General features: G+C 35.3%; 13 protein-coding genes and 1 riboswitch. All 13 genes read right to left on the minus strand.

The window, feature by feature from the left end; genetic code table 11:
- Positions 1-50 precede the first annotated feature (50 nt).
- Entirely contained in the window at positions 51-710 is a 660-nt protein-coding gene (gene ribE / locus U472_RS01610) for a riboflavin synthase (RefSeq protein ID WP_068714857.1), read from the minus strand.
- A gap of 92 nt (positions 711-802) precedes the next feature.
- Positions 803-1,903: a bifunctional diaminohydroxyphosphoribosylaminopyrimidine deaminase/5-amino-6-(5-phosphoribosylamino)uracil reductase RibD gene (gene ribD / locus U472_RS01615; RefSeq protein WP_068714859.1), complete on the minus strand. Its 1,101-nt coding sequence runs from the start codon at positions 1,901-1,903 to the stop codon at positions 803-805.
- Positions 1,904-2,040: 137 nt separating this feature from the next.
- Positions 2,041-2,154: riboswitch (FMN riboswitch) on the minus strand.
- Positions 2,155-2,226: 72 nt separating this feature from the next.
- The gene (gene rpe, locus U472_RS01620) at positions 2,227-2,871 is read right to left on the minus strand and encodes a ribulose-phosphate 3-epimerase (RefSeq protein WP_068714861.1); all 645 of its coding nucleotides are present in this window, start codon (positions 2,869-2,871) and stop codon (positions 2,227-2,229) included.
- A 2-nt stretch (positions 2,872-2,873) separates the two neighbouring features.
- Positions 2,874-3,764: a ribosome small subunit-dependent GTPase A gene (gene rsgA, locus U472_RS01625; protein WP_068714863.1), complete on the minus strand. Its 891-nt coding sequence runs from the start codon at positions 3,762-3,764 to the stop codon at positions 2,874-2,876.
- Positions 3,765-3,868: 104 nt separating this feature from the next.
- Positions 3,869-5,845 carry a Stk1 family PASTA domain-containing Ser/Thr kinase gene (gene pknB / locus U472_RS01630; protein WP_068714865.1) on the minus strand — a complete coding sequence of 659 codons (1,977 nt, stop codon included), beginning with the start codon at positions 5,843-5,845 and terminating at the stop codon, positions 3,869-3,871.
- A gap of 22 nt (positions 5,846-5,867) precedes the next feature.
- Positions 5,868-6,578 (minus strand): Stp1/IreP family PP2C-type Ser/Thr phosphatase, encoded by a 711-nt coding sequence (locus tag U472_RS01635; RefSeq protein ID WP_068714867.1) that lies wholly within the window; start codon positions 6,576-6,578, stop codon positions 5,868-5,870.
- Between the two features lie 13 nt (positions 6,579-6,591).
- A complete protein-coding gene (locus tag U472_RS01640) occupies positions 6,592-7,353 on the minus strand; it encodes an FHA domain-containing protein (RefSeq protein ID WP_068714869.1) in 762 nt (253 codons plus the stop codon).
- Positions 7,319-8,386: a dual-specificity RNA methyltransferase RlmN gene (gene rlmN, locus U472_RS01645; RefSeq protein ID WP_068714871.1), complete on the minus strand. Its 1,068-nt coding sequence runs from the start codon at positions 8,384-8,386 to the stop codon at positions 7,319-7,321. The genes U472_RS01640 and rlmN overlap by 35 nt, the downstream gene beginning before the upstream one ends.
- Positions 8,387-8,483: 97 nt before the next feature.
- Complete coding sequence (gene rsmB / locus U472_RS01650; protein WP_068714873.1) at positions 8,484-9,827, minus strand: 16S rRNA (cytosine(967)-C(5))-methyltransferase RsmB; 1,344 nt, start codon at positions 9,825-9,827, stop codon at positions 8,484-8,486.
- Positions 9,828-10,081: 254 nt separating this feature from the next.
- A complete protein-coding gene (locus U472_RS01655; RefSeq protein WP_068714875.1) occupies positions 10,082-10,774 on the minus strand; it encodes a zinc metallopeptidase in 693 nt (230 codons plus the stop codon).
- A gap of 68 nt (positions 10,775-10,842) precedes the next feature.
- A complete protein-coding gene (locus tag U472_RS01660) occupies positions 10,843-11,595 on the minus strand; it encodes a DUF116 domain-containing protein (protein ID WP_068714877.1) in 753 nt (250 codons plus the stop codon).
- A 5-nt stretch (positions 11,596-11,600) separates the two neighbouring features.
- A complete protein-coding gene (gene fmt, locus U472_RS01665) occupies positions 11,601-12,548 on the minus strand; it encodes a methionyl-tRNA formyltransferase (protein WP_068714879.1) in 948 nt (315 codons plus the stop codon).
- A gap of 293 nt (positions 12,549-12,841) precedes the next feature.
- Positions 12,842-13,279: a peptide deformylase gene (def, locus tag U472_RS01670; RefSeq protein WP_068714881.1), complete on the minus strand. Its 438-nt coding sequence runs from the start codon at positions 13,277-13,279 to the stop codon at positions 12,842-12,844.
- Between the last annotated feature and the right edge of the window lie 69 nt (positions 13,280-13,348).

Here is a 13,348-nt window from a genome sequence, read left to right on the forward strand (position 1 = left end):
TTCACCTCTTCTAATTAGTTATTGGCTATTATCACTTAATTAATAGCTACTTAAGCCAATAAGAAACCATTATCCTTTAACAATTCCATATCTATATCTGATTTTTTATTATTGTTATCTTTCTTAGAATCAAGCATTCTCTCTACATACTTACCAATCATATCTACTTCTAAATTAACCTTAGCACCAACTTCCTTTTTGCCAAGTAAGGTAACTTGGCTTGTATGGGGGATTAATGAGATATCAAAACTATTCTCACCTAAATTAGCTACCGTCAAGCTGACTCCATCAATAGCAATTGAACCCTTATGAATGATATATTTTAATATATCATTCGAAGCTTCAATAGTTACCACAGTAGCATTATCCTCTCTTTTTTTGGCTGTAATAGTACCTAGCCCATCTATATGTCCAGAGACTAAATGCCCACCTAGTCTATCTCCTAGCCTTAATGCCCTTTCTAAGTTGACCTCTGAAGCAACCTTCAACTCCCCCAGACTAGAATGCCTCATTGTCTCAGGCATTACATCTACAGTAAATTCCTGTTCCGTAAAGGAAGTTACTGTCAAACAGACACCATTGGTAGCAATACTATCACCTAAGCTTACATCTTCTAAAACCTTAGCTGCTTCTATCGTCAAAACAATAGACTTACTTCCTCGTTGAATCCTCTTTACCTTCCCTAGCTCTTCGACAATACCAGTAAACATCGACTCACCACCTTCTTAATTTACATTTAGAATGTCCGATTTATAATCAAATGATTTTAAATTTGAATTTACCAATTCTCAATTATAAATTGTTAGTTTCTATTGTATTCTGGATATCCTACTACAAGTATATCTTCCCCCACTAATTTTACCTCTTTATCGACAATTTTAATTCCATCACTAACCTTTTTGACACCTTCTCCTCCAACTACAGAAAAAGCTTCTTTTCCTCCAATAATCTTAGGAGCAATAAAGTAATATAATTTATCAACTAGCCCTTCTTCTAAGAATGATGAGCTGACTTGACTTCCTCCTTCAACCAATAAACTTGTTATCTCCCTTTCTGCTAGTAAGTCTAATAATAGCTTCAAATCTATATTATTTCCTTCTCCAGCTTCAATAATCTCTATTCCCTTTGCAATTAGCTTCCTCTTCTTATCTTCATCACTGATCTTTAGAGTAGCAATTATTGTTTTAGCATCAGATTCTTGATTAATAATATCAGCATTCAATGGAATTCTCAACCTACTATCTAAAACAATTCTTGTTGGGTCCTGTCCACCTTCTGGTAAACGGGTCGTTAAACGGGGATTATCTGCTAAAACTGTTCCTATTCCAACTAAGATCCCATCCACTTTATCCCTTAACTGATGAACCAAATGTCGAGACTCTTCACCACTAATCCATTTGGAATCACCAGTTTTAGTTGCTACCTTACCATCTAAGGTCATAGCATTTTTTAAGATAACAAAGGGTTTTTTAGTATTGATATATTTAAGAAAAACTTCATTAACTTTTTTAGCTTCATCCTCTAATACCCCTAGCTCAGTCTCAATTCCAGCCTGATTAAGTAGCTCAATGCCACTGCCTGCTACCTTAGGATTTGGATCTTCCATAGCTATCACTACTCGCTTAACCCCTGCTTTAATTAAAGTATTAGCACAGGGAGGGGTCTTCCCATAATGGGAACAAGGCTCTAAAGTCACATAAACAGTAGCCCCCTTAGCATCCTCTCCTGCCTCCTTTAAGGCATGAACCTCTGCATGAGCACCTCCAGCATAATGGTGGTATCCTTCTCCTATTATCTTTCCATCCTTTACTATTACAGCCCCTACTATAGGGTTAGGGCTTGTCCTTCCTTCTGCTTGTCGAGCCAGATTTAATGCAAGTTGCATATAATCTTTGTCGGTCATATTCTGATTCTCCTTTAGCTATTTTAAGTGTTTCACTATAATTATAGATTGACCTATCAGTTTATTTCTGATAATAAAAAAAGCTCTCAGAGAAAATTCTCCGAGAACTTTAATAGAACAAAGCTATGTAAAGATATCTTTCTCTTCTCTCATCCAGACTTTAACTGTCGGCTCTGGAATTTCACCAGATCTGCTTGCGCTCGCGGGCTATTACCGCCGGTTAGGAATTGCACCTGACCCCGAAGAATTTGACATTATTAAATTTTCTACTTTACAAATAATAATATCACATTATAGTAGCTAAAGCAACTTAAAATTAGAAACTATCCTCTCTTCAATTCTGCTATAGCCTTTGCTCTATCCTCAGCCCCAAAGACTGCTGAACCAGCTACTAAGACATTTGCTCCAGCTTCAACTGCTTCAACTGCTGTAGTATTTGGCTTGATTCCACCATCTACCTGAATATCAATCTCCAAGCCTTGCTCTTCAATCATTGCTCTTAGCCTTTTAATCTTAGGCAATACCTCTGGAATAAAGCTCTGCCCTCCAAAGCCAGGATTAACTGTCATCAACAAGACCATATCAAGCTCGCTCAATACATATTCAATAGTACTTAGTGGTGTAGCAGGATTTAACGCTACTGCTGCTTTAACTCCATTTGCCTTAATATTTTGAAGGGTACGATGCAAATGAGGACAAGCCTCAGCATGGACAGTGATGATATCTGCTCCTGCCTTAGCAAATTCAGGGATATATTTATCAGGGTTCTCAATCATCAAATGAACATCTAATATATGTTCTGTCTTGTCTTGGATAGAGTCCAATACTAAAGGTCCAATTGTAATATTAGGTACAAAATGACCGTCCATTACATCAATATGTAGATACTCTGCTGACTTTACTGTTTCAATCTCTTCTGCCAATTTACTGAAATCTGCTGATAAAATCGATGGTGCAATTTTAATCATAATTATCTCCTCCAATTCTTCTCTTCTGCTTGCTGTATCTCTGCTAAAAACTCTAAATAATTTTCATAGCGATGCTCTGCAATCTTGCCCTGCTCTAAGGCATCCTTAACTCCACATTTTGGTTCATGGCTATGAGAACAGGGATAGAACTTGCAATAATCTAAGCTCTCTAAAATCTCAGGGAAGAAGTATTGTAAATTCTCTGAAGATATAGAGGTAACATCAAGGGAGCTAAAGCCTGGTGTATCAGCAACCCATCCTCCAAACTCTAAAGGTAACAACTCAACATGGCGAGTAGTATGGCGCCCTCGCTTAATTTTGTCACTAATTTCACCCATCTTCAACTCTAAACCTGGTTGAAGAGCATTTAATAAACTAGACTTGCCTACCCCAGAAGGTCCTGCAAAAACTGAGACCTTATCCCTAAGGGCTTGCCTTAATTCATCGATTCCTAAATTATCCTCTATACTGGTATAAATAACCTTATAATTAATCTTTTCATAAGGTCTTAGGGTTTCTTTAGCCTTCTCTAACCCTGATAAATCAATCTTATTAATACAGATAATAATCTCAAAGTCTTCAGCCTCAGCCAATACCAATAATCTGTCTAATAATTTATAATGTAAATCAGGCTCCATAATAGCTGAAGTAATCACAACCTGCTCCACGTTAGCAATAGGTGGACGAAAGAGATAGTTATCTCTCTCCTTTCTATTCTCCACTATCCCAGTCTGATCCTCAAAGATAGTAAAATCAACTATATCCCCAGCTATAATATCGACCTTCTCTTGCTTTAATCTACCTCTAGCCCTACATTCATAGACATCTTTACTTTCAAAATCATAAACATAAAAAAATCCTCCGAAAGCCTTTAATATTCTTCCTTCTTTCATAACCACGCTCCTTTTTTTATTCAGTAAGAAGTAAAGAGTGACAGAATAAAGTTCTTATTAATTAATATTACTTGTCACTCATCACTTGTTACCAGTTACCGCTTTTAAACTTGCTTTTCATAATATAACTGTCCATCTAGATAGATTCTAATTGTTCCAGGACCTACGATAATAACATCCTTAACTACTGTATCGCCAGGTTGATGGACTTGATCATAGACTGTTCTCTGTCCATTATCATCTCGAACCACAAACTCTACCTTCTTCTCATCTCCAGGTGGTATATTAAAACGAATTTTGCGGTCTTTAATCTCAGATCCTCGTGGATTACGAATTCCTGTACTAACAATTAATTGAACCGTTGATCCTTCCATTATCTTAGTTCCTGTAGTAGGTTTTTGAGCAATTACTCTACCTTGATGATAGTCTAAGCTCTCTCTATTTAAGACTTGACCTAAGATCAAATTCAATTGCCTTAACCGCTCTACAGCCTCTTCCTGGCGTAACCCAACTAAGTTAGGAACTTCCACCTCTTGAGGCTCTCTACCTTTACTGATTACAAGATTGATATTGGTGCCTTCTTTGACCTCTGTCCCTGGCTGAGGATCTTGAGAGATAATCAGACCTTCAGTAACTTCATTACTATACTCTTCTTTTATTTCTCCTGTTTGGAGGTCTAATTTATCAAGCTGAATCTCTGCCTCCCTTAAAGTGGTATTAATCAGTTTAGGAACTGTAGATAACTTAGCACCCTTGCTAACTACTACCTCAATCACTCTAGCCTTCTTTACCTTACTATCAGGAGGGATACTTTGAGAAATAATATGGTCCTTCTCAATTTCTTGACTATGACTTTCATAATAGACCTTCAAACTCAATCCCTTAGACTCTAAATCTTGGCGTGCAACCTCTAAATGCTTGCCTACCAAATTTGGTACCTTTACCTCTTCAACATTAACATACTGTACTAACATAAAATAACCAGCACCTGCAATTACAATGAAGGTGGCCATTAAAATTAACACAGCTGTTAATAAACTACTTCTCTTCTTCTTAGCCGGAATCTTCTCCTTTGAAGTGGGTTCTTTATCCTTCTTTTCCACTACATCCACTCCCCTAAGCTTTTGTTGAACTTCTTCTCTTTTTGGTATATTAATATTATTCTTCTCTTTCTCTTTTTTTATCTCTTTTTGATAATCCTGTTTAGACATAATCATCGTATGCTGATTGGCTATATTCTTAACTTCCTTAGTCTGATTAATAAACTGCTCATCAACTTCCTTTAAATCTCTTAACATCTCTACAACAGAATTATATCTATTTTCTGGCTCTTTAGCTATTGCCTTAAGAATAATTCCCGATAATTTATCTGGAATATCAGGATTTATCTCTTTAGGATTTACTGGTGGCTCTTCAATATGCTTTAAAGCAATTGAGACATGGTTATCTCCAGTAAAGGGTACTTTACCTGTTACTAATTCATAAAGTACAATTCCTAGAGAATAGATATCAGACTTGGTACTGACCTTTCCTCCTTTTGCCTGCTCTGGTGAAAGGTAATGGGCTGAACCCATAATCGAATCTGTTTGACCAATAGTTGCTGAGGTTACAGCTTGAGCAATACCAAAATCAGTTACTTTAACTCTACCATCATTTGTCAAGAGAATATTATGTGGTTTAATATCACAATGAACAATATTATTACGATGAGCCTTAACTAAAGCATTACAGACTCCAGCTACTATATCAGTAGCTTGACCAATCTCAACCCTTTTAACCTCTTTTAAATGCTCTTTTAAGTCCTTTCCAGTGATGTATTCCATCACTATATAATTAATATCATCCTCTTTACCTATATCAAAGATATTAACTATATTTGGATGGGAAAGGCTTGCTACTGCTTGAGCTTCATGCTTAAAGCGTCTAACAGCAGTCTCATTATCAGCAAAGTGGGGTTGTAAAATCTTAATAGCCACTTCACGACCTAATAGTTGATCTTTAGCCCGATAGACAATAGCCATACCACCAGTGCCAACCTTCTCTACAAGTTCATATCTCGAATTTAAGACTTTACCGATCATCAATGTCACCTCAAAATTTTACTTAATGATTACAATAGATAACTACTGTAATATTATCATATCCACCCTGTTGATTAGCCAATAATGCCATTTTATCAGCCTTCTTCTGCAAATCTAAGTTCTCTGATAAAACCTCAGAAATCTTATCATCAGACAACATATTGGTCAATCCATCAGAACATAATAAAATTAAATCATTGGACTCTAAATCTAACTCAAATAAATCAGCCTCAATCTCTTCTTTCACACCTAAAGCATTGAGTAATAGGTTCTTTTTTGGATGATTATCTGCTTCTTTTTGACTGATTATATTATTTCTAAGCAATTCACCTACATAAGAATGGTCATTTGTCAACTGCTGTAATTTACCATCTCTAAACAGATAAGCTCTACTATCTCCAATATGTCCAATTATTAATATTCTATCTTTAATAACCCCCATAGTCAAGGTCGTTCCCATTCCCTGATACTCTTCTTTAGCTAAGCCTTCTTGCTGAATTCTCTGATTTACTAGCTCTATACACTCTTTGATACTATCTTTTAAAGAATCATGATTAAAATCATACTCTTTTATTCCTTTAATGGCTAAAGAACTGGCTACATTTCCTCCTTGATGTCCACCCATACCATCAGCTACAACGATAATATCTAAGCTATCCTTATTAATCACCAGATAATTATCTTGATTCTCTCTTCTAACCTTTCCTACTTCACTAGTAGCTCCATACTTCATTATATCACCCCACTTACATCTTAAGGCAGAATTCTAATTCACTCTCCCCTAATCTAATTTTATCACCATCTACCAACCTCTTACTTTCAACCAACTGATTATTAACAAAGACACCATTTGTACTATTGAGATCATTAATTAGATAATAATAACCTTTTTTAATAATTTGAGCATGAACCCTTGAGACTTTATAATCTACTAAGACAACCTCATTATTCTCTTGACGACCTATATTAGTCTCTATTGAATTAATTTCAAACCTCTTTACCTCAACCCCATTATCTAAAAGCCTTAGATAACATTCCCTTTCAGAAAGAGGTCTCACTTTTACAGTATGATTTATCTTTTCTAAATTATTACTATTTTCACCTTCAACTTTAAATATTTTCGTTCCACCATCTTCTGTATTCTCCAAGTTAAATTCATCAAGGGTAAACTCACCTGTGACCAACACCTCTTCTTCAACCTTAGCACTGATTGCAAAATCTAACTTCAGCTCTCCTCTAAGTTTGAACCCCTTCTTAGCAACCTCCTCTAAAATTACTTCTCTTAACTTATCTTTAGCTTCCTGATTCAAGTTATTAAGCTCATCCTTATATTTTAAAGGGATTATAACTTTATAATCATTAGGAACATACTCACCTTCAGTTCCCTTTCTTAATTTCCTCTCCATATCACTGACTATCTTTCTAATTACCCTTTGATAAAAAGGGTTTAAAGAGTCAATCAAAAAGATCTTCTTAAGCTTTCGAGCCAATTTTATTGGAAACTTCATCTCTTCCCTCCTTGGCTTGTAATTGCCCACAGGCTGCAGCAATATCAGCACCCCGTTCGAGCCTAACTGTAACTGCTACTCCTTTTTGCTCCAATTCAGCTTTAAAATTATTTATTGCATCCCTATCTGGTTTACTATACTCTAGGCCTTCAACTTGGTTGATTGGAATCAGATTCACATGGCATAGTATTCCTGACAATAATCTTGCCAACTCTCTAGCATCTTTTGGTGAGTCATTGACCCCTTTGACTAAAGAGTATTCAAAGCTAATTCTTCGTCCTGTTTTATCTATATAATAACGGCAACTATCCAATAAATCTTCTAGGGGGTATTTATCATTAATGGGCATCATTTGACTTCTCATCTTATTATTTGGAGCATGTAAAGAGATTGCTAAAGTCAACTGCAAATCTTCTTCTGCCAACCTCTTAATCTGTGGTACTAAACCACAAGTTGATAAGGTTATCCTTCTCATCCCTATATTCAACCCATTGTCATCATTCATTAAGGTAATAGCTTTAAGTACTTCTTCATAATTAGCTAAAGGCTCTCCCATTCCCATTAAAACTACATTGGTAATCTCTTCACCTCTCAATCTAGCAATGGTTATAATCTGATTAATAATCTCTCCTGTGCTTAGATTTCTAGTTAATCCATTTAATCCTGTAGCACAGAAGTTACACCCCATCCCACAACCTACTTGGGTAGAGATACAGACACTCCTCCTATTATCTTGATAAGGCATAAACACACTCTCTATCCACTGACCATCCTCCAATTCAAAGAGATATTTAATAGTACCATCTTTAGATTTTTGAAGAGTAATAACTTTCAATTGGCTAATATAAGCGTTATCAATTAACTTTTCCCTTAAATTTTTAGATAGATTACTCATTTCTAAGAAGTCTGTAACCTTCTTATCATATACCCAATTAAATATCTGTTTTGCTCGAAAACTTGCTTCACCTAAAGAACTAACTACTTCTTTCAACTCTTCTAAGTTAAGTCCCATCAAATCTATTCTTTCTTCCATTCTTAACTTCCTTCCCATGTATGATGACAGTGATAAGTGATGAGTAACTAATAAAATCCTTTTCTAACTCTACTCACTTGTCACTTGTTACTCGTCACTACTTACTACCTTTAAGCAATTTTGCTATAAAGAATCCTTCAATTAAATCCTCATCAGGAATTAACTGTAAAGTCCCCTCTTTTAAATACTCTGTTAATCCAAACCTTTCAGCATCTTTGCTTAGATCAACCAATTTAAAATTATCATGGTCCTCTAAAAATTCTCTAATAATATCTATATTCTCTTCATCGGTAAAGGTACAGGTACTATAGACTAATACTCCGCCATCTTTAAGCATCTTAGCTCCATTTTCTAGTAATTCTACTTGTAGCTGCTGTAACTCTGCCAAATCTTGAGGCTTCTTCTGCCAACGAATCTCTGGCTTTTTAGCCATAATCCCCAAACCAGAACAAGGTGCATCTACTAAAACCTTATCTATCTTTTCAGCAAAGCTGACCTCTCTTCCATCATTACAGATGGTCTCTACATTATCAATCCCTAATCTATCACAGTTCTGATGAATTAAATCGAGCTTATGTTGATGTACATCGACAGCATAGACTTGCCCCCTATTATCCATCAACTGTGATAGGTGGGTTGTTTTACCACCTGGAGCACTACATAAATCTACAACCTTATCATCAGCTTCAGGAGCCAAGATATGGGCTACCAACATTGATGCCAAACCTTGTACCTGAAATCTACCTTCTTCAAAAGCCTTTAACCTATCTATTGATGGGTATTTAAGTAGATTGATTGCCTCTGGCACTAAAGCTATAGTTTCAGCATCAACTTTATCCTCAGATAGTTCCTGAATTAGAGCCTCTCTATCAGTTTTTAAAGTATTTGTTCTAATTACAGTAGCAGGAACTTTATTTAGGTTTTCAGCAATCTCAATAGCTTTCTTAGTCCCATAAATCTTAACCCACCTCTCTACCAACCATTGTGGCTGTGAATACTTATATCTAATATATTGAACTGGGTCTTTCTCTAACTTAGGATACTCAATCTTATCTAAACTGCGGATAATATTCCGTAAAACACCATTGATAAATTTAATAGCTCCTCGATTACACTTAGATTTAGCAGCCTCTACAGTTTCATTAACAGCCACTGGAGTAGGTATCTTGTCCAAGTAATAGACCTGATAAACTCCCAATCTCAAAGAATTTCTCACCCATGGTGTCATCTTATTGATTTTACGACTAGCAAACTTATTAATAATCCAGTCTAGAGTATTTCTTCTTCTGATAACTCCATAAATAAGTTGTGTAGCCAAACTTCTATCCCTTTTATCTAAATTAGATCTATTTAATAAACTATTTACTACTAGATTAGAGAATCCATCTTCTTCATTAATCTTATAAATTCCCTCTAATGCTATCTCTCTTGCAGTTCTCATATAAATTCCTCCATTTATGTAATTATTATAACAGTGACCAGAAAAAATTCCACTGATTACTCGCTAATAAATTCTAGTAGTTTCTATGTTCTATAATAATATTAAATTTTTAACCCCTAATTTATATAATACCAAGATATAATCTATTATTCCATAGATATATCAAATTAACTCATTAAAAAAGAAAAGCCGATTCATCCTTACCTATTATAAGTAAGGCTTTCTCGGCTAATTTCAATAATATCTAGAACATATTAATCATCATCCATCATTCGGCTAAGTATTAATAATCTAATTAAATGCCCTATTGCCACCAAGGTAGCAGCAACATAAGTCAAAGCAGCTGCATTTAAGACCTTCTTAGCTCCAGATATCTCTTGTTTATCTAAATAGTTATGCTTTTCTAATAATTTTAAAGCTCGACTACTTGCATTAAATTCTACTGGCAAAGTAACAACTTGGAACAATGCAGCACCAGCAAAGAATATCAACCCTAAATTCAACAAGAAGCCTGAACCAAATACTAAACCAATCATGGCTAAAAAAGGTCCAGCTTGAGATCCTAAATTAGCAACTGGTACTAAAGAATGGCGAAATCTCAAAGGTGCATAATCTACATTATCCTGAATAGCATGACCAGTCTCATGGGCCGCCACTCCCAGAGCTGCTAAGGAATTACTACCATAGACATTTGATGATAATCTTAAAGTCTTAGAGCGAGGATCATAGTGGTCTGTCAACTCACCACTTACCCTCTCAATGCTGACATCATAAATCCCTTCATTTCTCAATAATTGATAAGCTACATCGGCTCCAGTCATATTGCTTTTGGCTCTAACATCTAAATACTTATTAAAGGTACTCTTAATCTTCATCTGTGCATAGAAAGCCAATAAAATCGCTGGTAATACAATAATCATCGTTGGATCAAAAAAGAAGAAAGGCATTATCTTAACCCCCTTTTAATTAGTTGATAACTTTAAAAGTATTATTCCAACTCATTACCTGTTACTCGTCACTTGTTACTTATCAACTGCTGTATCGCTTCTTCTATCTTCTCTACCTCAACACCAGTATTAATACAAGGACCATGAGGTCTTAGATTAACCACCCCAATTACTGGCATAGGGTAGATGTCTTGAATTCCACTACTTAAATCACGTTCACAAGCTACGGCAATAATTGCCTTTGGTCTTATCTCTTTGATAATCTTTCTAGCTAAAGTTCCACCAGTTGCAATTGCTAAATGAATTCCATACTTTTCAGTAACTTCAATTAAATCCTGTACTTGACACCTTCCACAACGTTTACAATTGTTTAAATTACTGGTTACTCTATAGTTACATTCTGAATTCTGAATACAATGGGGAACCAATACCATAATATCATCAGGAGATAATTTCATCTTACTAGGATTAATTAATTGATTACTTACATTGATAAAGGATGATTGAATTGACTCTTTGTCAAGACCAAGTAGCCCACCTAAATGAATAATTATAGGCAGAAAATAAGAGATAACCACCTTAGTGGGAATAATTAAAGGCTTAATAGGCTGACCCAATCTCAAAGTTAAGACGATACCTAAAATACCTAAGATTAATAGCAATGCAAAAACAGATAGCGCCAGACTTATAATTATTAATACCCCTTTACTAAGTAAACTAAAACCAAAAAAGTTCAGATACCAGACTCCTCCTACAAAGATACTTAATATAGCTAATGCTAGTAATAATAGTCCCATAAATAGTCTTTTTGATTTTTCCATAAAATTTATTCTCCTAACTTGCTTCCTACTCTGATATCATATCCTCTTAAATAATCAGTAGCATCTATTCTCTGTTTACTAGCAGGCTGTACCTCTGTCAATAATAATTGTCCCTCACCAGTCTGTACTACTATTCCCAACTCATCATCTACTTTAACAACAGTTCCAGGAATTACTCCTTCTGCAACCTTCTTGTTATCATAGATTTTAGAGTTCCATAGTTTTAGCCGACTCCCTTCTTGATATGTATAAGAACCTGGCCAGGGATTCATCCCTCTAATTAGATTCCAGATACTCCTAACATCCTTAGACCAATCGACTAGACCTTCTTGTTTAGAAATCTTAGGGGCATAAGTAGCTTGCTCATCATCCTGTTGCTCTCTAGGTGCACTGCCAGCTTCAATCTGCTTTAAGGTCTCTACTATTAAATTAGCACCTATCTCTGATAATTTATCATGTAATGTACCTACAGTATCTTCAGGGCTGATCTCTAGCTCTTCTTTTAAAATCATATCCCCTGTATCCATTCCTTTATCCATATGCATAGTTGTAATTCCTGTCTTCTCTTCACCATCTATAATAGCTCGATGAATTGGGGCTGCACCTCTATACTTTGGTAATAAAGAAGCATGAATATTGATACAACCATATTTAGGCAGATTCAATACTTCCTCTTTTAGAATCTGCCCATAAGCAACTACCACAATCACTTCGGGGTTCCACTCCTCTAATTTAGCTATTCCCTCAGCAGTAGAGACCTTCTCTGGTTGAAATACCTCTATATCATGCTTTAAAGCTCTCTTCTTAACTGGAGTCGGCTTTACCTTCTGCCCTCTCCCTCTTTTACGATCTGGTTGGCTAACTACTCCAACTACATCTAGAAAATCCGCTTCAATCAATGCCTGTAAACAAGGAACTGCAAAGTCTGGTGTTCCCATAAATGCAACTCTCATTCTATCCCTCCAATCTGGAAATCAAATAACTTTAAAAAATTTATTACCACGGATTAGCACAGATCAAACACAGATGCTATTGACTAGTAGAAAAACCTTTAGAAATTAAATTAAGAATTAAAATATCCAATTATTGTTTTAATTTATTGATTTTAATTCGTGTTAATCCATGTAAATTCGTGGCAAAAATAAGGTTTTATATTCTATTTCTTACCTATATTACTTATAATTCTGGAGCAAATCCAGTCCATATAAATCACAAATAGTTTCTACTAATATTCACACTCTAGATTCTAAAGATAATCAACAAATAATTTACCATCTAAATGATCTATCTCATGTTGTAAAGCACGAGCTAATAGCCCTTTTCCTTCAACTATTATCTCTTTTCCATCTCTATCTAAAGCTTTAACCTTGACCTTATAAGCTCGCTCTACTTTAGCAGTCTTACCTGGAATACTTAAGCATCCCTCATTATCGATATAAGTCTTAACAGAGCTCTCAATAATCTCTGGATTAATCAATTCAAAAAGCCCAGAACCTACATCTATGACAACAATCCTTTTAGAGATTCCAATCTGGGGAGCAGCTAGTCCTACTCCTGGTGCATCATACATAGTCTCTGCCATATCATTAAGTAACCTTCTAGTTTTATCAGTTACCTCTTCTACCTCTTTAGCTTTAGTCCTTAAGACAGGATCTCCTATCTCTCTAATCTTTAACAACGCCATCTTTACACCTCCGAAAATTCAATTCACAATCTATAATTGACAATTTACATTGCCAATTAGTAATTATTA

Source organism: Orenia metallireducens, assembly GCF_001693735.1.
Lineage (GTDB): Bacteria > Bacillota > Halanaerobiia > Halobacteroidales > Halobacteroidaceae > Orenia > Orenia metallireducens.